The sequence below is a fragment of the Streptomyces sp. NPDC037083 genome (assembly GCF_055606485.1).
Map to the genome: position 1 here is coordinate 119,022 of NZ_JBVJSQ010000014.1, position 23,448 is coordinate 142,469.

Genomic DNA, 23,448 nt, shown 5'->3' on the forward strand with positions numbered 1-23,448 from the left:
GCACGTCGGGTTCGCGGGGTGTCGGGGCCCGCGGGTGTCGGAGGGCCGTCCAGACGATCGAGCAGTCGGTCCAGAGCCGGATGGGCTCGGGGATGCGGGCTGGCCCGGGGGCTTAGCGGTAGGACTGGTTGATCGCCCAGGTGCCGCCATACCCGGTGGCCAGGACCGGCAGCGGGGCGTTCGCCCGGGGGCCGGGGGCGGCCGTGTCGCCGAACTGCGCGAGCTGCCCCCGGAGGCGTCTCGGTCCGGGAGCAGTTCGATCGGTCGGGGCCGTTGTGGGCCGTTCAGGGACTCACATGTGGACGACGGGCGCCGCGTCGGGGTCAGTGGCCGGGATGCCGCGGCGGTAGAGCAGGACGCTGAGGACCAGTCCGGCGGCGAAGAAGGCGGCGGACCACCAGTAGGCGGTGGAGTAGCCCTCCAGGCCGGCCTGGGCGAGGACCATGGGGTCCTTGGGGTTCTTGCCGTCGAGGTAGTTGGTGACGGCGGTGGTGGACAGGGTGTTGAGGAGGGCGGTGCCGAGGGAACCGCCGACCTGCTGCATGGTGTTGACGGCGGCGGAGGCGACGCCGGCGTCCTCGGCGCCCACGCCGGCGGTGGCCAGGCTCATCGCCGGGGCCATCACCAGGCCGAGGCCGAGGCCCGCCACGATCAGCGGCGGCATGATGTCGGTGGCGTAGTCGCTGGTCAGGCCGAGGCCGGTGAGCCAGACCATGCCGGCGGCCGCGATGCCCATGCCGAGGGGGACCACCTGCTTTGGGCCGAAGCGGGGGACGAGCACGGTGGAGGCGAGGGTGGAGGCGATCATGAGGCCGCCGACCATGGGCAGGAAGGCCAGACCGGTCTTGACGGGTGTGTAGCCCAGGCCCTGCTGCAGGTAGTAGGTCAGGAACAGGAAGACGCCGAACATGCCGGCGCCGATGACCAGGACGGCGATGAAGGAGGCGCCGCGGTTGCGGTCGAGCAGGACCCGCAACGGCAGCAGGGGGTGGGCGGCGCGGGTCTGCCACCAGGTGAACGCGGCGAGCAGGACGGCTCCGGCGACCAGGAAGCCCCAGGTGGCCGGTGAACTCCATTCGTGGGACTCGGCGTTGGAGAAGCCGTAGACGAGGCAGAACAGGCCGCCGCCTACGAGGACGGCGCCGGGGATGTCGATCGTCGCGGTCTTGTCGCGGGTGGTGCGCTGGAGAAGCATCACCCCGCCGACGAAGGCGAGGGCGGCGAAGACCAGGTTGACGTAGAGGGTCCAGCGCCAGTCGAGGTATTCGGTCAGGACGCCGCCGAGCAGCAGGCCGACGGCGCCGCCGGCACCGGCGATGGCGCCGAAGGCGGCGAAGGCCTTGGCCCGTTCCTTGCCGTCGGTGAACGTCGTGGTCAGCAGCGACAGAGCGGCCGGGGCGAGGAGGGCGCCGAACAGGCCTTGCCCGGCGCGGGCGACGATGAGCATCTCGAAGCTGGTGGCCGCGCCGCCCACGGCGGAGGCGCCGGCGAAGCCGACGAGGCCGATCAGGAAGGTCATCTTTCGGCCGAAGAGGTCGGCTATGCGGCCGCCGAGCAGGAGCAGGCTGCCGAAGGCGAGCGCGTAGGCGGTGACCACCCACTGCCGGTCGCCGTCGGAGAAGCCCAGGTCCTTCTGCGCGGAGGGCAGGGCGATGTTCACGATGGTCGCGTCCAGGACGACCATGAGCTGGGCCAGGCCGATGACGACGAGGATCCACCAGCGGTGACGTGGCGGTGCCTCGGAGGGCGGGAGCGTGGACACGGTGGCCGTGTCCGGCGCGTCGGCTGAGATCTGCGGCATGACGGAAACTCCATGGAACTGAGGGGAACGGAAAGGGTGATGGTGCGAAGGGGGACGGCTGCGTCGTCGGAGCCCGTCACGCGGTCGGTGTCGGTGGTCGAGGGGGGATCAGGCCGCCCAGGCGCCCGGGCGATCGGTCGTCGCTTCGTGTCGGCGAGAGGTGCTGCGGGGGATGACGGCTGACTTCGCTTCCCTCTCCGGGCCTCGTAGTGCCTGTCGGCGGGCTTCGTGGGCCGAGGCGGCGGAGTAGGTCTGCCAGTACCGGGCCTGGCGGTTGAGCCGGCTGATCAGCGACATGAGATCGGTCGAGGGGGAGACCGCGGGGATGTCCAGGCGCTCCGCCCACCGCGCTCCGAAGGCCTGCCTGAGCATGCTGTGCATGAGGAAGCGCAGCTGGTCCTCGGTCAACTCCACGCCCGGCGTGCCGGCCGTGGTGCGGGCCTGTGCGTCGACCATGGCGGCGGTCAGCACCCGTGAGTCCTCGCCGGGTGCAGGGGTCGCGGTGTCCAGCAGGGACTGCAGACGGCTGGCGTCGTCGTGGGTCACCAGTTCCTTGTGAAGGCTCTCGTCGAGGCCCAGGAGATGGGCGACGTACGACCAGTACCGGTAGAGGTGGCGCTCTTCCTCGGCAGTGATGTCGATGCCGACGGTGGCCAGGGCCTGGAAGGCGACGAGGGTGAATCCGAGCCAGGTGCGGGTCAGATCGAGCCGGCCGGTCGGCAGACCCTCGGCGCCCGCGTCCCAGTCCTCGACGGCCCTGGCCCGCATACGGGCATGGCGCAGCCGGACCTGGGCCGTGGCCAGGTATCCCGGGCCTCCGCGCAGCAGCCCTCCCGGCCGTATGGTCTGGCGCGCCCAGACTCCCGCCGACGTGAGCCGGGGCGCGGCCATGGCCGTCGGCCTGCCGGTTCGGGCCAGTTGGCGTGCGGTGGCCGGTGACGCGTAGGTGTGGGCGAGGGCGCTGGTGATCGAGCAGAGCGTGAACCACATGGGGGGTACGGACAGGCTCACGACGTCGCCGCGATGGAGCATCAGGGGGTCGACCCAGGACGGGGTCGTCTCCAGTTGCCTCAGCAGTGCGGCGACAGCCGCGGGGGGTTCGTCGTCCAGGTTTGCCAGGCCTTTTGCGAGGCCCGCGTCGAGGGCCTGCCGAGCCCGCGTGCCGTGGAGGTCCAGTTCCGCGACGACGGCGTCGGCGAGCGGATCGCCCGCCGTGAGCTGGGTCAGCAGGTGGTGGGCCTGCGCGCCGTGCCGACGGAGGGTCGCTTGCGTGCCGGCCACTCGCTCGATGGGTTCGCGAGGCGGAAAGTGCGCGGTCATGTGGCTCTCACTTTCGGGGTGGGGGAGCGAGACAGGCAGACGTAGTGCCTGGTCCAGCCGCGGGTGATGCCGAATGGCGCCTATCTGACACTCGTCAGATTACTTTGAATCTGACGAGTGTCAAGTAAGCTGTGCGTAGGCCGTCGAACATCGAGGGTCCGTCTGAATCGAGAGCACAAGCGGGAGGCACCAGTGGGAGCACGAGCCGGATCCGGTCGACGGCCCGGGCGCCCGGGAGCGGGCACCCCCGCGGTTCCCGAGGAGGACGACATCCTGTTGCGCGGGCTGGAGGCGTTCGCGGAACTGGGTTACGACCACGCCTCGGCTCGCGAGCTGGCGCGCCGTCTGGGCGTGAGCCACAACTTCATCAACGACCGGTACGGGTCCAAGGCCGCCTTCTGGCGCGCCGCGGTGGACCACGCCCTCGGGGAGGAGCTGGCACGTCTGCCGCAGACCGATCCCTCGCTCGACGACGCCGAGCAGCTCCGGCAGATCATCACCGCCTTCTACCAGGCCGCGGCGGGAACGCCGATGATGGGACGGATCTTCGTCAGCGAGTTCAGCTCGGACACCGAGCGGTTGGACCACCTGTACGAGCGCTATATCGCTCCGACCCTGCAGCTCATGGCGTCGTGCATCGACCGGCTCGTCGCCTCCGGACGCATGGCGCCCATTCCGATGCACGTGCTCTTCTTCGCCGTCGTCCCGCCCGTCTCGGGCATGGTCGAGCTGCCTCTCGCACGACGTCTGGGCAGGCCCGAGCCCACGTCACCGGAACAGCAGGCGGCCACGGCGGAATCCCTCGCGCGCTTGGTGGTCAACGGCCTGCTCGCCACGGCCTCGGACAGTCGTCTCCGGGGTTGAGAGGGCATGGAGCGCCGAGCCAAGGCGCTGGGCACATCGTGAAATGGGCCTCCGTCGGCGCCGAGGATCTCGTGAGAGTGCGGGTCCGCCGTCGTGGCCGGCGCGTCCGTGCTCTCGACGTACAGCTCGACCCCAGGACCCCGGCCGAAGTCGGTCAGGTCGGCCGGGTTCTCCGCGCTGCCGAACACATGCCCAGCACCCAGGCGGCCCGCCTGGGCGAACCGGCCACGCCGGCGCGCACGGTGTCCACATGCAGCCCCGTCTCCCGGGCGACGCATCCGTTGGAGCGTCCACGCGCGGCGTGCAGCACCGCCTGTGCACCCACCCGCAGCCGGTGCCCGCTCTTGTGGCCGTAGGCCGTCTTCTTCGACCGCACGCGTTCGGCGGCACTCGGGGCGCTCGGACAGGGGGTGTGGACGGGCATGGCGGGCGAACCGATCGGCGGAAGCGGATCACTGTTGCCCCGTAGCCTGCCCCGCCCGTCACCGCCCCGGCCCCCGCAATGACCGGTGCAAGAGGCCACTTGGGCAAGGAAAACGCAACTTCGACAGGGCCCGCGGAAGCAGCTACCTTCACCTGGTCTTCGGCGATCGCCCACGGTCGCGCAGGAGTTCCTCCAGGCTGATCCACCCGCGACGGGATGAGTTGGTCACGCCCCCCGAACCCTCGCCCGCATGCGTAAGCCACCGAACCGGGTCCACGCCAGGCAGCCCCAACCAGGGAGAGACGCATGCCCCAACTTGCTCTGTACACATTCGGCGTCCTGAAGTCCCCTCTCGCCGACCCCGCGCCTCTCACGCGCGAGTTCTACGACAGTGGTGAGGCCGTCTACCAGAAGATCAGTCAGCACCCCGGATACCTCGCGCGGGCTGAAGCGGCAGACGGTGACCGGGGCATGCTCTTCGAGGCGGACTGGGGTGCATGGGGAGAGTTCGCCGTGCCGACCTGGTACGGCAAGGGCCGCACGGTGGAAACCACCGCCCTGGCCGCGACACTCTCACTCTGGACCGACCTGCACCCCGCTTTCGACGCCGTCTACACCGGTCTGCACCGTGAGGCGCTGAACAGGCGTTACGACTGGTTCGAGAGGACAGAACACCCGAACCACGTGTGCTGGTGGGTCTCTGACGGCGTGATACCCACCTGGCAGGACGGGGTTTCCAAACTGGAGCACCTCCACGTCCACGGCTCCGCGCCGCACGCCTTCACCTTCCACCACTCATTCGCCCCGGACGAAACTCCGACCAGGATCAACGGCATCGGGCCGAAGAGCGACCGGTTGGCTGACAAGGAAGCCTGAACCCGGGTTCGCTGTCCAACGCCTCGATGGAACGACGGCGAACAGATGTGTCTGCGCACAGCGGCTTATGGCCGTCGGCGTTCGTTGAACGGATCCATTCCCCACGCCAGCACCGGGCCGGCCTCCCAAGATGCGTCACACCCCGGCCGGTCACATCCTTGAGGCAGGGGCGCAGGCACGTCAGGACGCTGCCCGCAGACCCGGCCCGGTGCTTCCCCCGCACGCGGCATCCTTGACGGCGCTCTCATCCACACACCGCCGCCATCCACGGCAGCCCCCGGCGGGTCCGAACGAACAGGTGGAGAGCCATGGACGAACACGGCGGCCACATGCACCACACAGGCGGACACCCGGAACCCGACGCCCCTGCCTTCCACGGCATGGCGGTGGTCGGCGGCGACACCCCCTTCCTCTCCCATCTGGGGATGCCGCACCCACCGCACAACGAGCAGACGATCGTGCAAGCCGCGTTCGGGGCTGCCCACCGCGCCTATCGCGACGATCGCAAGGCGCATCCGGAAGCCCGGCTCTACACCTTTGCCCCCGAGGTGTTCACTCTCTCCGACCTCTATCCCGGTGCGGGCGGCGAACCGCCCGCCCGCACCTCGTTCACCGGGAGTCTGTTCCGCAACCACTTCGAACAGCCGGAAGCCCACCCCGAGACGCCTGTTGAGATCGCCTCCGATGTCGTGGTGCAGGTGGCCAATGTGGTCAACCACCACAAATTCACTGCGAGCGACCAACAGCCGGAGGAGTTGACGTATCTCCTGTTCGGCAAGGGGCCCGAGCGGTTCCTGGCGCATTGGATCACCGGCCCCTTCCAGCCCACGAGCCGTCAGGAGTTCGATCACCTGATGACGGCCGATGTCCAGGGCCTGCAGGTGTCCGACGACCAGCTGCGCCACGGCATCGAGGTCACCGTCACCGGTCGTCCTGACGAGCCCGGCGGGAAGCTCAGGGAGCGTGAACGGACGGCTGCCGTCGCCGCGGTCGACGGCGGGCAGGTCACGGTCGAGCTCGCGGCCGGCACCGAGCTGTATTTCGAGACCGGCGATCTGACACTTCGCTGACCCAGCGGTGCCCTTCGACCGTCACCAGGAGAGCCGGGGATACCAGTCCTCACGGCCCTGCGGGGTGAGGTCGAGCAGGTGCCAGACGGGGCTGAGCAGGTCGCTGGCCCGCTGACCGTCGCCGTCGGCCATCCGCACACGCGTGCTGTAGTAGTGGCGGACCGCGCCCTCTTCGTCGCGGGTGAACACCGACAAGGTGGCGTCCTGGCCGCCGTCGGAGTCCTCGCTGCCCAGGTCGTACTTGAAGCGGCTGGGTGCCGCGCTGAGCAGCCGCAGTCCTGTCCAGTCCCGTTCCCTGGCGTACGCGCGCAGCGCGGGCAGTTCGGCGGCGGCCACGACGGCGAAATCAAGGGCGCCGGCCAGGTGGCCGACGACCGCATGGAAACCGTCGATCGACATCGTGCACGAGGCGCAGGGACGGTCCTGTTCCTTGCCGTACATGAAGTGGTAGAGCATCAGAGGCCTGTCAGGGCCGGAGAACAGCTCGCTGAGCCGGACCTCGCGCACCGGATCGTCCCCGGCCGCCAGATCGGCCGGCCCTTCGTGGAACACATAGTCCTCGACCACGGGGCCCTCGGGCAGACGGCGCTTCAGTTCGGCGACGTGCTCACGCTGGCGCATCATCTCGGTCTCCGCCCGGCGCAGTTCTTCGATGGCGGCGGTGTACTCGGCGGATTCGTTGCCGACGTTGATCACGCCCATGTTTCCTCCTGGTCAGTCGCCGTTCGGCCCGGCACACCCGCACAGAAGAACAGGTCGGCCCGCCGCGGTGTGCCAGGCGCGCAACGCCGTTCACCTGAAGCGACCAGTTGCCGCTCGTACCTACAGGACATCGCCTCGAAGCACATGCCGGCACCGGGGCAGAGCGGCTTGCCACCGGATTGCGACCGCCCCCGATCGGCGCGACGATGGATGGATCCTCCACGGCTGGTTCCTATCGCCGGACTCGAGCGGGTGGCATGCGAACGCTCAGCTGCCGCACCTCGCGAGGATGACAGCGGCGCACAGCACCCGCCGGCGGAAGAGAGCCGTTCCGGGACGTCGTCATGTGCTCCGCGCCCGGCCGAGCCGGAGCAGCTTCACGGGCCTTTCCCTCCCGAATCTCTCACCCGCACAGGGAGCTGACGTGAATCTCGATGACGTCGCACGCTGCGAGATCCATCCCACGATCGGCATCGCCCGGGTGGGCAACAGCCCCGACGGCTTCTTCATCGGCCCGGAGACGGCCGGGATCCCGTCGCGTCCGTCCGGCGGTTTCAAGGACGCCGAGGGGCGGATCAAGCGTCAGGCCGCCCGGTTCCGTGTGTACGCCTACGACCGGGCTGGCACCGTCCTGGGCGAGCTCACCTCGGCCGAGGCGCAAATAGTCTGGACCGCCGAACTGGCCAATGCCAAGGGTGAATGGTTCAAGTTCGCCGGGCGCTTCCATGAGTCGACCGCCGACTCCGACCGTCGTAATCCGCACATCAATCCCGCTGATCCCGCCGAACGGGCGCGGCTGGTCATCCGGCCGGGGCCGCGCAGCGTGACCGGTCCGTCCCAGGACGGCAGGGATGCCAGGTTCGACACCGGGACCTTCCTGGACACCCCGGTTCCGCTGGGCGAACTGCGCACCGACGAGGCCGGCCGGCTGCTCGTCCTCGGCGGCTTCGGCACGTCGGCTTCGGTCGAACCCGCCAATCCGCTCCGCCACTACGCCAACAATGACCGCTGGTACGACGACGTCTCCGACGGCCGGGTCAGCGCAACCGTGCGCCTTGGCCCAAACGGACGCCAGGTCCCGGTTGCCTCGGCCTGGTGCGTGGTGGGCCCGCCCGATTACGCCCCCACCGTCCCGAGCGTGGTCACCCTGTACGACGTCGCCCTGGAGGTCGCCCGCGCATCGGGCGGACTGCCCACGCCGCCGGAGGTCTCCTTCACCCGCGACATCTTCCCGCTGCTCGCCCGCCCGGTCTTGTTCGGTTGGGTCAACACAACGGCGCGACGGATGCACGGCGACCCTCGACGCAACTTCCTCACACCAGGCCGTCTCGCCCGGCTGTCCTCGAACGCCCCGGACGACGCCACCGCACGTCAGCTCGTCTTCAACAGGTTGCGCAAGCCCGGACTGGTGGACGACACCAGCCAGGCAAACGAAGGATTCATGCCCGTCCTGTCCGGAGATGGCGGGGACGCTCAGCCCAACCAGCCACGGACGTGGCTGACGCTGTTGCCCGGCCAGTACGCGCGGATGCAGCGCTGGGCCGCCGGGGACTTCCGGGCCGACTGGACGGGAGTGCCCGTCCCGCTCCCGCTCGAGGCTCTCGCACCGGCCGAACAGCCCCACGCCCTGGTGCGGGCCGCGCTGGAGACGGCGAGCGGCGGCGGATTCTTCCCGGGCATCGAGATGACGTACATCGCTGACCGGCAGTCCACTTGGGCAGCGCCCTTCAGGCTGCGCGAAGATCTGGTCGCCGGAGACGTCACCAAGTACATGGCGCTGCCCTGGCAGGCCGACTTCTACCTGTGCAGGGACCACTGGTGGCCAGCCTCCCGCCCCGACGAGATCCTTCCCGAGCCGGCCCACGACGGGCTGCTACACGACGCGGCGGCCGGGGCGTTCCAGGAGTGGGACCGTGGCGTCGGCGACGGTGAGAACGCCGAAAAAGGGATGAACGAGATGGTCGAGAAGTGGAGCACTCTCGGGTTCATCGTCACCCGGACCGAACCGAACGGCGACGTGAGCCTGGTCGAGACGGAGCGGACCGACCACGAGGCCGGATAGACCGGTCAGAAGCGGGAGCGGCGCGTTGGACAGCGGCGGGCCGAGCGGCCGCGGGAGGAGCCGGCGCTTCGACGTCCTCGTCGCGGGCGCAGGCCCCGCCGGGTGTGCAGCCTCGCTGCACCTGGTGCGGGCAGGGGCGAGCGTCGTCCTCGTTTCCCCGGTGAGCTGCGCCGACTGGCGGGTGGGGGAGAGTCTCGCTCCCACCGCCCGGCCGCTTCTCGAACGACTGGGGGTGCTGGACGGGCTCGCCGACGCCGGGCACGCTCCCTGCTACGGCAACCAGGCCGCCTGGGGCCAGGATGCGCTCACGGCGGTGGACCACCGGCTCGGTCCCTACGGCGAGGGCTGGCAACTGGACCGCACCCGGTTCGACGCCGCCCTCCTGGAAGCGACCCGCGCCGCTGGTGCTCTTTGGCTCCCCGGACATGTCCGCGACGCACGTCGGCATCGGAGCCACTGGCAGATCACCACAGGCGAGGGCGTTGTACTGGAGGCCAGTTGTCTGGTGGACGCCACGGGCCGCGCCGCTCGGCTGTCTCGTCGCCTCGGCGCGGCACGCACCCGCTCCGACCGCCTGATCGCGGTAGCCGGGCTGTTGGGTCCGCCGACGAAGCAGGCCACCTACCTGGACTGCATGTCGCTGGTGCAGGCCACTCGCTGGGGATGGTGGTACACCGCCCCGCTACCCCGCGGTGAACGGATCCTCATGGCCATGACCGATGCCGATCTCCTCGCCGGCTCACGCCTGCTCGACCCGACCGTGTGGTGGGCCCAGGCGCAGGGCGCCGGTCATATCCGGGAGCGGATCGTCGGCTGGGAGAAACCGCGGCGGAGGCTGCGGGTCTTCGCGGCCGGCTCGGCCTGCGCCGCGCCCGCGGCCGGTCCGGGCTGGGTAGCGGTGGGAGACGCCGTCACCACCACAGACCCGCTGGCTGCCCGCGGAATCGTGACCGCCCTGGCCACCGGCCTGGTCGGGTCGCGGGCGATTCTGGCTGCCTGGGCCGGTGACGCCCACGCCATGACGGACTATGCCCGCCGTATGGCAGCCGTTCACGCCGAGTACCTGGAGACAAGGTCCGCGCAGTACCGCCGGGAACAACGCTGGGACACCCCTTTTTGGGGCCGCCGACACTGAGCGGCGCGGTCCTCCGACACGGGGTCGAGTCGTCGCACCGTTCCGGCGTGGCATCACCACAGCCTTCGGGACGCCGGGCAAACGAAGGACCATGAGCGTCCCAGCAGGCCAAAGCCCCTGACCGGCCGGGAGCTTGCCACCAAGGCGAGCTAGCCAAGGCCATGGTCCGCCGATGTCTGGCAGCCGGGCTCCCGGCGTTCTGGGTGACCGCGGACGAGGTTCACGCACAGGACTGCCCCTTCGCTTTCCGCCGACTGCTCAACCACCACCTCAGCCACGTCGTGGCCCCAAGTGCCAGCAGATCAAGTCCCTTGTCATTCCGGCGCATTGATGAGCTTCTCGCCCAGGCCGGCCGCCGCACCACCGACGACCATGCGGAAACCGGCGACTGTGACGTGCGATGTCGGCCGCATCCGGTGGTCCGCCGACGGCGCGAGTCGTCCGTGCGTCCCGGGACGGCATCCCAGGTCTCCCTGTCTCCCCAGGTCAACATGGGTGGGACGGTTTCACTGTCCCGGGTGTGGCGGCAGCTGTTGTCGCGGTTCCCGGCGTCTTGGAGTCTGTGGATGTCGCACCGGCCGAAGCGGCACGATCGCCGCGGCCGGCAGCACGACTACAACCGCCCTGCGCCTGTGCACCGGGAGACGTCTGTGCCCGGGCGACGTTTGGCGCCTCGCATCACGGCCGTCCCACGACGCAGGGAACACCCGCGTTCACACCAGAGAAGGAAGCCACACCATGAACAGGAACCTCCCCGCACGCCGCCGTCCGGGCCGCCGTGTGGCCGTCGCCACCGGTCTTGTCCTGGCCCTCGGGCTCGGTGCTGCGGCGCAGGCCTCCGCCGCCGCACCGCGGACCGCCGGCGGCAAGGTCAGCGCCTCGGCCCCGTCCACAGCGCTCTCCGAGTCGGACGCGTCGCTGTCCGGCCGCCAGATGATCCGGGTGCTGAAGTCCCTGCTGCCCAAGGGCGGCAAGATCTCCGCCGAGCAGAGCCAGGAAGGTTACGCCGCACTGGTCTGGGACGACGGCCACGGAAAGAGCATGATCGGGGTGAACTCCCAGCACGACATGGGCGACGTCCTCGCCGGGCACATGGGCTGCGAGGGCGCATACATCGAATGCCAGGCCCTGACCCTGGCCGACGGCACCCAGGTGAAGCGGGCCAAGCGGGCATCGGAGAAGGGCGGTTCCGCCGTGGTGTGGCTGGTCGACACCCTCCACCCCGACGGCCGCCGGGTCATCGTCCAGGAAGTGAACTCCTACGCCGAGGGCGGCGCGGTGACGCGACCGCAACCCCCGCTCACGCTCGACCGCCTGCAGACCATCGCGCTCGACTCACGGTGGGCGGGCTGACCGAATCGCCGCCGGCATACGTCCAGCCGGTTGGGGATCGGGCGACCCGTGTCGGACAGCGAGCGCGCGCGCCACGCCACGACGGGCTGGCAGAGCACGAAGGAGCGGTCGGCGAGCCGGCCCGCGCTGCACCGCGGCGTTACGGTTGTTCGAGGCTGAGGTGCAGTGGGTGTGGTGGTGGCGGATTTGCTGGGAGGCGAGAAAACAGGGGGCAGGGCAGGGGGTGGGCCTGGCTGCGCGAGGGGTTGAGCGCCGTACGGACCAGCACCCGGCCGATTCCTGATGGTTGAACTCGGGGGAGACACTCTCGCGGGCGAGCCAGCGTGGTTCCGGCCGTCGGCCGGCCGCCTGGGCTCGTGCCCGCGATGAGCAGCCGTTCGAGGTTGATGCCCAGTCAGTCCGCGTACTTCGCCGTCCACACCAGTCCGGCGTAGCAGTCCTCGACGGGAGCGGGGTGTTCGGTGCCGGCCGGTAATCGACCGGCACCACGACCGCGCCGCCCTCGGCGACGAAGGCGACGAAGGACTCCACGTCTGTTGGGCGGTCGCCTGCCGTATTCCGCCACTGCCCGGGCCGGGTGCGGGCCGGCCGGGCGTCCGACTCTCGCGACGTCCGGGCCTTCCTGCCGTAGAACACCAGGGCGAAACGGCGGTGTCGGAGGGGATGGCTGGGCAGTCCTGTTCCAGCCACTCGACCACTGTCAGCCGCTCGTCCTCGGCCCGCTGACGGGCACGTGCAAGCATCAAGGGCATGACGTCGAGCCCTGTGGCCTCGACGCCCGCCCGCGCGATCGGCAGGGTGATGCGCCCGGTACTGCTGGACACCTCCAGGACCGGGCCGCTCGCCCGGATCGCTTGGCCGGGGGAGAACGCGATGTCGTGGGCCGCGCGGCGAACTCTCGTGGTCGTAGTAGTCCACATCGTCGTATCAGGCCAGGTCCCTCACTGGCTTCATCGCGCCACCGCCGACGTCGGGCCGAAAGCGTCGGCAAGGCTGGTCAGGATGGAGCCGGACCACCTGCTCTCCCCGAACACGCTGACCGGCACGGCGAGCACGCCGCACTCGCGCTGGAGCGTCTTCGCGGGGATTTCAACCGGGAAGAAGTAGTTGCCGGGACAGGTCCGGCTCGCTGCGGGAATCGCCCCGACCACCTCGTCCGGCAGCCGTTCGAACAACCGCTCAGCCCGTGCTGCCAGTTCGTCGACGGCCTGCCGGGGCACGTCACTGTGCTCGGTCAGCAGACGGTCCGCGAGCCTCAGTTGAGCCGGCGTCGGTGGATCCGCCCGCAACGCTTCGGCCAGTTCGACCTGCGCCGGATCCAGCAGGACCACGCCGAACGTGCGTGGCCACAGCCATCCCTTGGTGACCGAATGCAGCAGGACCGCACGACCGGTGTCCAGCAATTGCCGCGTGCCGGCAGCGAAGGAGGTTCCCAGGTCGTAGACGCTGTCGATCAGCAGGCGGCGGCGTGGTGATTCCCGCAACCACGAGATCACCGCGGCGCACTCGGCGTCGGACAGGTACCGGCCGAGCGGCTTGCTGGGGTTGGCGAGCAGCAGGTATTCGGGCCGGTCGTCCGCCGGCGTCCTCGGCAGGGCCGGCTCCGGCAGCGTGGGGTAGGTCGCGGGTGCCAGGCCCGCAGCGCGGGCCAGTTCGAAGTAGACCGGGTACACGTCGCTGGGCAGCCACACCCGCGCTTGCACGGCGCGCAGCCAGTGGAAGATCACGCCGAGCCCGTGACGGACCCCTCGACAGACCATGGCGCGGCCGGACCACTCTTGCGGCAGCTCGAAGCGCCGCAGCCAGGCACGGGCGAGGTCGCACCGGTGCACCGTAGTCATGTGGGTCGGCGGATCCGGTCGCAACGGAGCAAGCGCCCGGTACACGTTGGTCTCGGCGGCATCCAGAAGGAACGAACCGGCCCTGAGCTGCCGCCGCCGCAATTCCTGGAACTCTTCGAACCTCATGCTGGTGCGCCTTCCGGCATGATCTCGCTGGCCCGGTCTTCCAGGGACGCGTAGCAGCGTCCGTCGGCCAGGACGTTCCAGCTGCGTGCGATCCCGTTGGTGCGTTCCCAGAGCAGGCTGGGTTCGGTGTAGGCGGCGATCCGCATCGGCTGTCCGTCCCAGCTGCCGTGGTAGACGGGTGCGCCCCAGGGCAGGCGGCTCGCCAGTTCGAAGCCGTGCTTTTCGGCGAACCGGGTGATGATGGACAGCGAAACCTGGTGCTCTCGGCTCCAGACGTTGGCGGCGCGGTCGAAGTAGAGCGACTCCGTGCTGGTGGAGACGTAGAGCTCTTTGAAGCAGACTTCCTCGACACCGAGGGCCGCGGCCCAGGAAAGGTAGTCGGCGACCTCGGCTGCGTCGGCGACGCCGCCGTGCTGGAGCACGCAGATCAGCCTCATCCGCAGCCCCGGCCAGCGCTCACGTTCCACGCGCCAGGTGTCGATCACAGAGCTCACCGGCGTGCGCAGCATCATCAGCCGCTCGCTGACGGCGTCGTCGTGATGATGCCGGGAGACCGCCAGCACGCTCAGGCCTGCGGCGCTCAGGGCTGCGAGGCGGTCGGCCCGGTCGGCGTGCCGGCCCTTCGCCAGGGTGTGCGCGTTGGTGATCAGGACGACCTTCGGGAAGGCCGCAGAACAGGCGGACACCAGTCGCAGCTGCTGTTCGAACGGTATGAGCGTGGGCTCCCCGCCGCCGGTGATCACTGCGCGCTCGGCACCCGCCGCGCGGGCCCGCTCCAGCCAGTGGGCGACCGCGTCCCACGGGAGTCGTGCCGGCGCTTGGTCGCTGGAGATCGAAGCCGAGGAGAAGCAGAACGAGCAACGGGCTTGGCAGGCGGAGGCGACCGGCAGCAGGGAAACCGAGCGCGGTCGCATGTCGGCGTAGCGACGCTGTGCCGATTCGTGCAGGTGCAGGGAGGCCGCCATCGCATCCTCGACGGTGGTCGGGAGCAGAGTGAACTCGTCGCCAACGTGGTCGAGCTCGTGAACTGCTGACAACCGGATGCGAGACTCGTGCAGTTCCATGCCGAGGCCGGTCGACTCGTTGGGCACCAGCTGGTCGGGGTCCACCGTGGTTTCCAGCACCAGCAGCCGGTCGCCCGGAAGGGCCAGACGGTCCAGCAGGCGTCTCGCCTTGCCGATGCCGATTCCCAACTCCGCACGCGTCAGCAGGTGGAACCGGTCGGGATAGGTACTCTCGGGAATCCCCGCCTTGCCGTAGGCGAACGCGTACTTGTCGAAGCCCTTCGCGAAGTTCGACAGCACGATGACGTGGAAGCGCTGGTCGCTTTGGTTCATCCGGTCATGATGCATGAACCGGGGATCGTCGAGACAAGCCCATTTAGGGGTCACGTGCTCCAGTGAGATATCGCTCGGCCGGGCCCGTGTTCGTGCAGGGAGGGGCGGTCAGGGGTGCCGCCCGGGGGTGCGGCGACGGAAGTTCGCCTCGGCTGCCGGGCGGTTACTGGTTGGATCGTCACGGCTCCCCGCTCTCCCGGGCGTTGCCGCAGGTGATGCGTGCACCTCACCTGCGGCGGCGGGAGGCCGGCCGCAGGTGGCGGTGATCATCGAGGAGGCTCTGCCGCAGTGAATCCGGCATGTGCTGCGGGGCCGTACTTGTCGTCATCTTGCTATGGCTGCGTCTGGCGATCGTGGAGGGCTGGTGACGCCCGGGGTGGGGACATCGCCGTGGGCCGCGGGCTGGGGCCGTCATGCGGGGTGGATGAGGCGGCTTTCGTAGGCGAAGATCACGGCCTGTATCCGATCGCGGAGTTCGAGCTTGTGCAGGATTCGCCCCAGATGGGACTTCACGGTCGCTTCCGCGAGGTACAGGGTGGCCGCGATCTCGGTGTTGGACAGACCGTGGCCCACTTGGACGAGGACCTCGCGCTCACGGGCGCTGAGCCGGCTCAGCCGGTCGTCGCGGTCGGCGCTGCTGCCGTCGGGGATGTGCGGGCGGAGGTCGTCCAGCAGGCGGCGGGTGATCCGCGGGGAGACCACCGCGTCGCCCGCTGCCACTCTGCGTATCGCGGTGAGCAGGTCTTCGGGTCTGGTGTTCTTGAGCAGGAAGCCGGAGGCTCCGGCGTTGAGTCCGGCGAAGGCGTATTCGTCCAGGTCGAAGGTGGTGAGGAGGAGCACCTTGCTCTGCGGGGAGATCCGGATGACCTGCCCGGTCGCCTCGATTCCGTCGGTTCCGGGCATCCGGACGTCCATGAGGACGACGTCGGGGCGCAGTTCCCGGGCGAGGCGTATGGCCTGGATGCCGTCCGCGGCTTCGCCGACGGGTGCCATGTCGGGCTGGGCTTCCAGGACTGTGCTGAAGGCCATGCGGAGCAGTGCTTCGTCGTCGGCGATCAGGATGCGGATCGTCATGCGGACGCCGCCTTGCTGGTGTCGAGGAAGAGGCGGGTGTGGACTTTCCAGCCGCCGCCCGGGAGCGGTCCGGCCTGCAACGTTCCCCCGTAGGCGGCCGAGCGCTCGCGCATGCCGGGGATGCCGTGGCCGCCTGGTGTGGTGCCGGGTAGTGGCGGGTGGGGACCGTTGTCGGTGATGTCCACGGTGACGGTCTCGGTTGAGCACTGGATTCGGACCTTGGCGTGGGTGCCGGTGGGTGTGTGCTTGAGGGTGTTGGTCAAGGCTTCCTGTACCAGGCGGTAGACGGTCAGCTGTGCGGTGGCGGGTATGCGGGTGTGGCCGCCTTGGATCTCGACGCGGGTCGGCAGGCCGGCGGCGCACATCTGGTCGGCGAGGGTCTGCAGTTGGGCGATGCCGGGCAGCGGGTGGCGTTCCGCCTCTGGTTCGTCGGTCCGCAGGACGCCCAAGGAGCGCCGCATGTCGGTCAGGGCCTGCCGGCCCGTCTCGGAGATCTGGAGCATCGCGGTGGTGGCCTTGTCGGGTGAGCGGTGCTGCGCGTAGACCGCGGCGTCGGTGAGCGCGACCATGACGGACAGGTTGTGGGTGACGATGTCGTGCATCTCCCGGGTGATACGTGTCCTCTCCTCGGCGACGGCCAGTTGTGCCTGCTGGTCGTGTTGTTGTTCCAGGCGTGCGGCCCGTTCCTGCAGGGCCGTGAGATAGGCGCGCGTGGTTCGCACGTTCACGCCCAGGACGGCGGTGGCGACGACCGTGGCGCTGACCGCGACGAAGGGGGCCAGGAACGCACCTTCCGTCGCCCAGCGCAGGCAGGCCAGCAGGGCCCCGCCCTCCACGATGGCACCGGCGACCAGCGTGCCGCGCGTGCCTGAGTGGGCGGCTGCTGTGTAAAGGGCCACCAGCAAGGCGATGTCCGCCGGTAGTTGGACGTTCATCAGCCACTGGACGAAGGCCGCGGCTGTCACAGCGGCGAACACCGTGAGCGGGGCCCGGCGCCGCCACAGCAGGGGCAGCGCAAGGGCTGCGGTGAGGGCCACGGCCACCGGCAGCTCTTGCGGCGTGCGCGTGGTGATGATGTGGAGCAGGAGCAGCGCCGGCAGAGTCGAGTCCCGCACCATGGGGGGCGGCTGGAGGCTCCAGCGCCGGGCGGCTGTGAGCAGTCGCGCCGCTCGCACGCAGGCCGCGCCGTCGTACCGTGCCAGATGTACGGCTGTCCTCGTCCGTCGCTCGTGGTGCCGGTGGCGCACCGGGTGGGCATTGCCGCGCTCTGCGGGCGCCTCGGTCATCACACGTCCCTGTCGATTCGGCGTCATGGTGCCCCCGCCGGGGGCCGCGACCGCGTACAGCCGGAGCCGGGTCGAGTGCAAGGAGCGCACACCCCGCGCTCCCCGCCGTGAACCGCGGCCCTGCAACGGTAGGCCTGCGGGCGTGCGAAGCACATGAGTCCACCGTCTGATGGCACCGCGGGCACGTACGACTGCAGGAGGAGTCCGGCTACCTTCCGGGGTCGCAAGGCGGTCGTTCACCTGGCGTGCTCGAGTGCGACTGCGGTTGCACGGTGGAGGTTCCTGGATGCGACTGTGGTCGCATCGGGGCATGCCTGGGATTGCGACTGCGGTGGCATGCGAGGGCCACTCGGGGTCGATGTGGCAGCGCGTGCCCCGCCCTGAGGATGGCCGGGTGACCGAGATCATCGCGGGGCTGTACATGTCCCCTCTGGAATTCGTTGTCCTGCTGGGTGCCGTCGCGCTGGCGGTGGCGCGCTGGCTTCCGGCTGCCCGCCGACGCGTCACGATCGCGGCGGGGGCGGTGTTCGTGCTGTCGGCGATCGTGCTGGGTGTGGTCGGGATCCGGTGGCAGATGCTGCCGGTACTGGCAGGCGCTGCCGTCGTGTTGCCGTTCGCCCTGTCTCCTTTGCTGCGACGCCGTGCCGGCCGGCGGGTGTGGCGGGCCCGGTGGTGGCTGGCCTTGCCCGGGTCGGTGGCCTGCGTCGGTCTGATGGCCATGGGGCCGGTGGCCGCCTGGGCCTTTCCTGTCCCTGTGTTCCCCGAGCCGTCGGGCCGTTTCGCGGTCGGCACCCGTGTGGTGCAGTGGACCGACCCGCGGCGCCCCGAGACCTTCACCGCCGATCCGCACGATGGGCGCACGGTCGTGGTCCAGCTCTGGTATCCCGCGCAGAAGAGCTCCGCAGGCACGCAGCGGGCCCGGTATCTCGGACGCACGGAGCACGAGGCGCGCACCGTCTCCGACGCCCTCGCCCGCGCGGTCGGCCTGCCCGGCTTCCTGGTCGACGGCGTCCCACGTGCCCGCACCCATGCGGTCTTCAACGCCGCGGTGGCGGACGGGGGCGGACGGTTCCCGGTCGTGTTGTTCTCTCCCGGATCGGGCGGAGTGCGCACCCAGAACACGGCCTGGGCGGAGGAACTGGCCAGTCACGGCTATCTGGTCGCCGCCGTCGACCACCCGTACGACTGCGCCGCCGTCGTCCTCACCGACGGCCGAACGATTCGCACCAGGACCGTCTCCACCGGCGACCGGGACAAGGACGACAAGCTGGCGGCCGGCTGGACGGCTGTTCGGGCCGCCGACCTCAGCTTCGTCCTCACCCAGTTGGAACGTCTGGACCGAGGTGAGATGGCCGGCCCGCTGACCGGGCGCCTGGACACCGGACGAGTCGCGGTCACCGGCCACTCCATGGGTGGTGCTGCCGCCCTGCAGGCCGCCCGGCAGGACCACCGGTTCGACGCCGTCATAGATCTGGACGGCTACCCCCACGGCCCCGCTTCCCCCTCCCTCCACCAGCCGGCGCTCGCGCTCACCCAGGCCATCACCCCCGGAACCGACCCGCACTACATGCCCCGCCTCACCAAGGCCCTGGGGCTCAGCACCGCGACGAGCTACCGGCTCACCATCCCCGGCGCCGCGCACCTCACCTTCATGGACGGCCCCCTGTACCTGCCGCCTGTGCCCTCGATAGTCGGCTCCCTGGGCCGCACAGGGAGCCCGCACCTCGTCGCCGCAACCACTCTCGCCTTCCTGGACACCACCCTGCGGCACAGACCCGCAGACCTGGCCGGCGTTCTGTCGGCCTACGGCGACCTCAGCGTCTACCACCCGGACAACGGCCGATGATCAGCTGATCCGCGGCCGACCGCACGGCCGTTCCCTCGCCGGCCGGAGTACGGTCCGCGGCGCCGCCCCCGCCGCGGACGGCGCTTCAGGGACGGCTTGCCTTCCAGACGTCGCCTGTGGCGAAGGGATGTTGCGTACCTGCCGGTCGAGTTGTCGGGGCGAGGGGGAGTTGATGCGTTCTGCAGGGGGGTGAAGGACTTTGGGTGCCGGTTTGCGTCTGCGGGGCTGGGGATTGTGCGCTGCCGGCGTGGTGTCGGTCGGCGGGGTCAGGCGAGGGCGGCGACGAGCAGGGTGAAGGCCGCGATGATGACGGCGACGCGGATGTAGTGGAAGCGGTCCCAGCGGTTCATCTGCTGCTTCCAGTCGGCGGGCCGGTTCTCGGGGGTCCATGTCTTGTTCCGGTTGTTGATCGGGACGAGCAGCAGGAGCGACATGATCACGCTGAGGATCAGCAGCGCGCCGGCGGTGACGACGAGGCCTGTGCCGTCGTGGTGCCGTCCGGCGATGGCCCAGACCGCGCTGAGGACGAGCGAGCCGATGTACCAGACCGGCATGACGGCGCCGAGCATCCGGCCGCCGTGGGCGCGGGCGAGTTGGTCGCTGTCCTCGGGGAGTGCGTTGAAGATCGGGTTCATGACGAAGGCGACGGAGAACTCCACTCCGACCATCAGGCCGACGATCACGGTGGTGACGATTTCGAGTGCGCTGAGCATGGCGACCCCTCCAAGGATCTAGCACTGCTAGCTGGTGAGGCAACGCTAGTACCGCTGCCGCTCGATTGTCTAGCGATGCTAGGATCGGGTTATGTCGGTACAGGAACGCAAGGAGCGCGAACGGGCGGTCCGCGAGCGCCTCATCGTGGCGACGGCCCGCGAACTCGCCGAGCAGCAGGGCTGGGAGGCGGTAACCACCCGTCGGCTCGCCGAGCGCATCGAGTACAGCCAACCCGTCCTCTACAGCCATTTCCGCGGCAAGCGCGAGATCATCGGCGCCGTCGCCCTGGAAGGTGCCGCCGAGATGGCGGCCGCGGTGCGGGCCGCGGCTTCGGCTGCGGACGGTCCGCGCGCCCGAGTCACCGCTCTCGCCCGGGCCTACCTCGACTTCGCCGAACGCAACCCGGCGGTCTACGACGCGATGTTCCAGCTCGACGGCGGACTGGCGTTCGCGAAGGAGGACACCCCGGAGCCGCTGAAGGACGCCTTCGCCGCCCTGCTGGAAAGCCTTGGCGAGGTCGCCGGGGACGGTGTCCACCCGGGACTGTTCACCGAGGTGTTCTGGGCGGCCCTGCACGGACTGGCGACCCTGACCCGGGCGGGACGTCTGCCGCCCGGGGACGCCGAGCGGCGGGTGGAACTGCTGGTGGACCGGCTCGCCGTGGTCTGATGCACTTTCCGGGTGGGCGGCCGGAATCCTTCCCGGCCCGCCCGCCGCATCCACGGCATCGCTTTTGCTCGCACACGCGCCAGCGGCGCAGCCACAGATCGCCGCATCTGGCCGCGCCCGCGGAAACAGTCGGCCTGGATGGGGAGGACGTCGCCGGGCTGGTCCAGGAGATCATTGCTGGGCAGGCTGCGATGGTGGCGAGCTTCCTGTGACAGCTGAGCTCGCTCTGGGCGCATACCGATGCCGGGTGATCCCGGAGGCGGCTGCCCGTGCGGCAGCCTCCGACGCGCAGCGCTGTCCTGGGGCACGCACACCACTAGTCCCGTCCGCTCACCATGGCGGTCGAGGCGACACGGGGCGGAGGGCTGGCCTGTTCCGTTCTGACGTCATGTGACATCGATGGTGGACGTGACTCCCACGAGCATGGCCACGCGTCAGTCGACTCCCGGCTCGGCCCGGCCGATCGTGGGAGCGCTGCGGAGCCATGTCGGCCCCCGCGACATGGGATGCGCGTCCCTCGGCCCGCAGTAGGGACGACGGGCATGCTGGACTACCGCCTCCGCCCGCGCGACCGGAGCCTGTCGCCGCCGCCGGTACAGCGGTGCCGCATGCGCCGCCGAGACCGTCCTCCAGCTCCCGCGACCCGCGTGCGACGGCCGCCCGCCGGTGATTTCCAGGAACGCCACTCTCTCAGGCACGGAGCCGTGGACGTAGGAAACGCGATTCTCAGCCCGCTGCTTTCGCGGGGCGGGGGCCAGAGTGCGCCGCAGCGATTGTCTCAGGCAGCTGAGAGGCTGGACCGGTGCTGATACAGGGATTCGAGAACGCCCCTCTTGCAGCGGGGGAGGAGTTGCTCGAGCTGCAGGGGTTCTGGGCGGCCTATCTGATGTGGCTGGGCGATACCCGGGACTACGACGCCGTGCCGGAATGGTTCGGTGTGGATGAAGCTGACGCCGCTGCGGCCTGGGAAGCATTGAGCAAGGAAGACCGGTGGCCCGTCTTCCGGATCCCGCTCGCCGGCGGCCACACAGCGGTGGTCCTCAGTTGCAACCTCCGCGAGGACCCGGGAACGGAGTACCTCATCACTCACCCCGACTGGGGACGGCATGGCCATCTGGCAACCCTTGGCGGCCACCCGGCCGGCCCGGGACTCTCCTGGAGTGAACTCACGCACATCGCCCGAACGCCCGACCTCGACGCCGCGGGAGTCCACGACAAACACACACGGCTGCTCCTTCTGCTGCCCGCCTTGGGCGATCAGCACCTGCCCGAGGACGCCGCAGAGATACTGAGCGACGCCCTGGCGCACGCGGGCCTGCCCGATACCCTCGGCCTCGCAGAAGCGCTCCTGGCGGACCATCCCTTGTGGGAGCCGGCCGAGTGGACTTTCCCCGCAGCCTCCCCGCTCTCAGACAGCCAGGAGCCCTTTCCCGCAATTCTGCAGTGCGACGGACTCCTGAGTCCGCGGTGCGGCACTCGCCTGACCCAGGGCCTCACCCGAGAGCAGAGCGACAGGCTGGCCCACGCACTCGGCTCCATCTGATGAACGCGTACGCACCCCGGAGAGACAGAAGCAACCGTCTGAGGCCTCAGGAATCTTGACGCACGGTCACCGCTCCGAGTCACCACGCTCGCGACCCGCCACCCTGGGCCTCTTGTCAGGTCTAGGGAATCACTGAGCGTCCAAACACGGCGCTGTGCACCTCTCTACACGTAGCGCGCAGCCTGGCCTGGCGGGCGGTTGTTACTCACTTTCGGGTGACGTTCCGCACGGCGCTGGGGTGGCGTGGCGATCTCGGGGACGCGGTCAACTGCTGCAAGAGGTCAGGGGCTGTTGCCTCGTCAACCTCGTGCACGATCGGCATAGATGGAGAATGTAGTCGAGAGTTACAGAAATATGGGCAACAGGTAACACAGTTCATTTTCCCTCCCAACTCCCGCACGGCGTGGACAGAGTGTGTGAGCGCGGCCAGCCCGGCCGTCACCCGCAGACCGCACCGCCCTGCGGCGGCCGTGAAGGCCGCCGGCGGGGGTGCCCGTGCCATCTGGGGCACTCTTGTCCGTTTCTGTTTCTGTCACTGCCCGTCGTCTGGCCGCTGCTGCGCTCGCGGCCGACCACGCGCGTGGGCCGCGGGCGAAGGTGGAGATTTCTGCCGTCCAGTACGGCTTCCCGGGCCGTGACGACCGCTCCAACCGCTCGCTGAACAAGGAGTGAGTGGAGCTGACCAACACCACCCGTCACACGGTCAACCTCGACGGCTGGACCCTCGAGGACTACCGTCTGGCGGGCCGTGCCACGGTCCGTGTCCACACCGGTGAGGGCCGACGGCTGATCCGCCACCTCAGTAGCTGTTCGTGGCACCAGCTCGCCTCGCGGGCCTCGGTCTTGGCAGGAACTCAAGGGCTCGGGCTTCACAAGAGGTCACGGTGCCGCGGGCTCGCACCACCAACTCCACGAGTGATCAACGGTGGGTGTTGACGTCTGGAGGCGCCGGGCGGCGAGCGATCTTCCTATCAACCCTCAGAGGGAGGCGTGAAACAAAATCGACCGCTCGATGCCCGTGGGCGCTAACGCCTGCCACGCCGTGGTGTGCTCCGAGGACACCGGGGGCCAGCGGTCTCGTAAGAGGCCATGGGAGTGCCTGGTCGACGTGAGATGTCCACCCGGTGCCCACGCAGCGCACCACGGTTGATCGAGTGGTGGTCGCCAGAGAGGCGCTGGCCGTCGCCAGTCTCGTAGGAGTGCTTGCTGCCCTGGTTGACGTTAGCCATCCGATCGGCGCCCGCCTGACCACCACCAATGAAGCGCAGGACCGCCCGCTGCTCTCCGCTGAGGCCTACAGGCCACGCATGGGAAAAGGCGTGACGGTCCCGCTGTTCGAAGCACCAAGCCCGATCCTGCTGGCCCGGCTGTCCTTCCATGGGAATTAGGCTGGAGGTGCTCGGGG

20 protein-coding genes and 1 pseudogene are annotated in these 23,448 nt (G+C 69.6%); 11 read left to right on the plus strand and 10 right to left on the minus strand.

Features of this window, described 5'->3' with window-relative positions; translation table 11 throughout:
- Positions 1–292 precede the first annotated feature (292 nt).
- Together ACZ7DE_RS31905 and ACZ7DE_RS31910 are read right to left on the minus strand one after the other, a co-directional pair.
- Positions 293–1,801 (minus strand): MFS transporter, encoded by a 1,509-nt coding sequence (locus ACZ7DE_RS31905; protein WP_470767299.1) that lies wholly within the window; start codon positions 1,799–1,801, stop codon positions 293–295.
- Positions 1,802–1,909: 108 nt separating this feature from the next.
- Positions 1,910–3,121 (minus strand): oxygenase MpaB family protein, encoded by a 1,212-nt coding sequence (locus tag ACZ7DE_RS31910; RefSeq protein WP_470767301.1) that lies wholly within the window; start codon positions 3,119–3,121, stop codon positions 1,910–1,912.
- A 192-nt stretch (positions 3,122–3,313) separates the two neighbouring features.
- Between ACZ7DE_RS31910 and ACZ7DE_RS31915 the strand changes: the two genes are divergently transcribed.
- Positions 3,314–3,985: a TetR/AcrR family transcriptional regulator gene (locus tag ACZ7DE_RS31915; RefSeq protein ID WP_470767303.1), complete on the plus strand. Its 672-nt coding sequence runs from the start codon at positions 3,314–3,316 to the stop codon at positions 3,983–3,985.
- A 154-nt stretch (positions 3,986–4,139) separates the two neighbouring features.
- Here the strand turns inward: ACZ7DE_RS31915 and ACZ7DE_RS31920 are convergent, their stop codons facing one another.
- Positions 4,140–4,409: a hypothetical protein gene (locus ACZ7DE_RS31920; protein ID WP_470767305.1), complete on the minus strand. Its 270-nt coding sequence runs from the start codon at positions 4,407–4,409 to the stop codon at positions 4,140–4,142.
- 306 nt (positions 4,410–4,715) lie between these two features.
- On the opposite strand from ACZ7DE_RS31920, the gene ACZ7DE_RS31925 reads away from it, so the two are divergent.
- On the plus strand, positions 4,716–5,285 hold the full coding sequence (locus ACZ7DE_RS31925) for a DUF3291 domain-containing protein (protein ID WP_470767307.1): 570 nt from the start codon (positions 4,716–4,718) through the stop codon (positions 5,283–5,285).
- A 308-nt stretch (positions 5,286–5,593) separates the two neighbouring features.
- Positions 5,594–6,355, plus strand: coding sequence for a hypothetical protein (locus tag ACZ7DE_RS31930; protein ID WP_470767309.1), 762 nt, complete (start codon positions 5,594–5,596; stop codon positions 6,353–6,355).
- 21 nt (positions 6,356–6,376) lie between these two features.
- Here the strand turns inward: ACZ7DE_RS31930 and ACZ7DE_RS31935 are convergent, their stop codons facing one another.
- Positions 6,377–7,057 (minus strand): DUF899 family protein, encoded by a 681-nt coding sequence (locus ACZ7DE_RS31935; RefSeq protein ID WP_470767311.1) that lies wholly within the window; start codon positions 7,055–7,057, stop codon positions 6,377–6,379.
- A 424-nt stretch (positions 7,058–7,481) separates the two neighbouring features.
- On the opposite strand from ACZ7DE_RS31935, the gene ACZ7DE_RS31940 reads away from it, so the two are divergent.
- From ACZ7DE_RS31940 to ACZ7DE_RS31950, 3 genes are all read left to right on the plus strand, one after another.
- Complete coding sequence (locus tag ACZ7DE_RS31940) at positions 7,482–9,119, plus strand: LodA/GoxA family CTQ-dependent oxidase (protein ID WP_470767313.1); 1,638 nt, start codon at positions 7,482–7,484, stop codon at positions 9,117–9,119.
- 25 nt (positions 9,120–9,144) lie between these two features.
- Positions 9,145–10,254, plus strand: coding sequence for an NAD(P)/FAD-dependent oxidoreductase (locus ACZ7DE_RS31945; RefSeq protein WP_470767315.1), 1,110 nt, complete (start codon positions 9,145–9,147; stop codon positions 10,252–10,254).
- 738 nt (positions 10,255–10,992) lie between these two features.
- Positions 10,993–11,607, plus strand: coding sequence for a hypothetical protein (locus ACZ7DE_RS31950; RefSeq protein WP_470767317.1), 615 nt, complete (start codon positions 10,993–10,995; stop codon positions 11,605–11,607).
- Here the strand turns inward: ACZ7DE_RS31950 and ACZ7DE_RS31955 are convergent.
- From ACZ7DE_RS31955 to ACZ7DE_RS31975, 5 genes are all read right to left on the minus strand, one after another.
- Positions 11,514–12,527 (minus strand): class I SAM-dependent methyltransferase, encoded by a 1,014-nt coding sequence (locus tag ACZ7DE_RS31955; protein WP_470767318.1) that lies wholly within the window; start codon positions 12,525–12,527, stop codon positions 11,514–11,516. The two genes, ACZ7DE_RS31950 and ACZ7DE_RS31955, sit on opposite strands and share 94 nt — an antisense overlap.
- Positions 12,528–12,557: 30 nt before the next feature.
- On the minus strand, positions 12,558–13,574 hold the full coding sequence (locus ACZ7DE_RS31960; protein WP_470767320.1) for an aminotransferase class I/II-fold pyridoxal phosphate-dependent enzyme: 1,017 nt from the start codon (positions 13,572–13,574) through the stop codon (positions 12,558–12,560).
- Entirely contained in the window at positions 13,571–14,911 is a 1,341-nt protein-coding gene (locus ACZ7DE_RS31965; RefSeq protein ID WP_470767322.1) for a radical SAM protein, read from the minus strand. The genes ACZ7DE_RS31960 and ACZ7DE_RS31965 overlap by 4 nt, the downstream gene beginning before the upstream one ends.
- A 411-nt stretch (positions 14,912–15,322) precedes the next feature.
- Complete coding sequence (locus ACZ7DE_RS31970; protein ID WP_470767324.1) at positions 15,323–15,985, minus strand: response regulator; 663 nt, start codon at positions 15,983–15,985, stop codon at positions 15,323–15,325.
- Positions 15,982–17,271: a sensor histidine kinase gene (locus tag ACZ7DE_RS31975; RefSeq protein WP_470767326.1), complete on the minus strand. Its 1,290-nt coding sequence runs from the start codon at positions 17,269–17,271 to the stop codon at positions 15,982–15,984. The genes ACZ7DE_RS31970 and ACZ7DE_RS31975 overlap by 4 nt, the downstream gene beginning before the upstream one ends.
- A gap of 358 nt (positions 17,272–17,629) precedes the next feature.
- Between ACZ7DE_RS31975 and ACZ7DE_RS31980 the strand changes: the two genes are divergently transcribed.
- Complete coding sequence (locus ACZ7DE_RS31980; protein WP_470767578.1) at positions 17,630–19,117, plus strand: alpha/beta hydrolase family protein; 1,488 nt, start codon at positions 17,630–17,632, stop codon at positions 19,115–19,117.
- 266 nt (positions 19,118–19,383) lie between these two features.
- Here ACZ7DE_RS31980 and ACZ7DE_RS31985 read toward each other — a convergent pair whose 3' ends face one another.
- On the minus strand, positions 19,384–19,830 hold the full coding sequence (locus tag ACZ7DE_RS31985) for an anthrone oxygenase family protein (RefSeq protein WP_470767328.1): 447 nt from the start codon (positions 19,828–19,830) through the stop codon (positions 19,384–19,386).
- A gap of 91 nt (positions 19,831–19,921) precedes the next feature.
- On the opposite strand from ACZ7DE_RS31985, the gene ACZ7DE_RS31990 reads away from it, so the two are divergent.
- The 4 genes and pseudogenes from ACZ7DE_RS31990 (at position 19,922) to ACZ7DE_RS32005 (ending at position 23,431) form a co-directional block, all read left to right on the plus strand.
- Positions 19,922–20,500: a TetR/AcrR family transcriptional regulator gene (locus ACZ7DE_RS31990; protein WP_470767330.1), complete on the plus strand. Its 579-nt coding sequence runs from the start codon at positions 19,922–19,924 to the stop codon at positions 20,498–20,500.
- Between the two features lie 802 nt (positions 20,501–21,302).
- Complete coding sequence (locus ACZ7DE_RS31995; protein WP_470767332.1) at positions 21,303–22,043, plus strand: hypothetical protein; 741 nt, start codon at positions 21,303–21,305, stop codon at positions 22,041–22,043.
- Positions 22,044–22,556: 513 nt separating this feature from the next.
- Positions 22,557–22,826: pseudogene (locus ACZ7DE_RS32000) on the plus strand (lamin tail domain-containing protein); the annotation flags it as partial.
- Between the two features lie 371 nt (positions 22,827–23,197).
- The gene (locus tag ACZ7DE_RS32005) at positions 23,198–23,431 is read left to right on the plus strand and encodes a hypothetical protein (protein ID WP_470767335.1); all 234 of its coding nucleotides are present in this window, start codon (positions 23,198–23,200) and stop codon (positions 23,429–23,431) included.
- Positions 23,432–23,448: the final 17 nt, after the last annotated feature.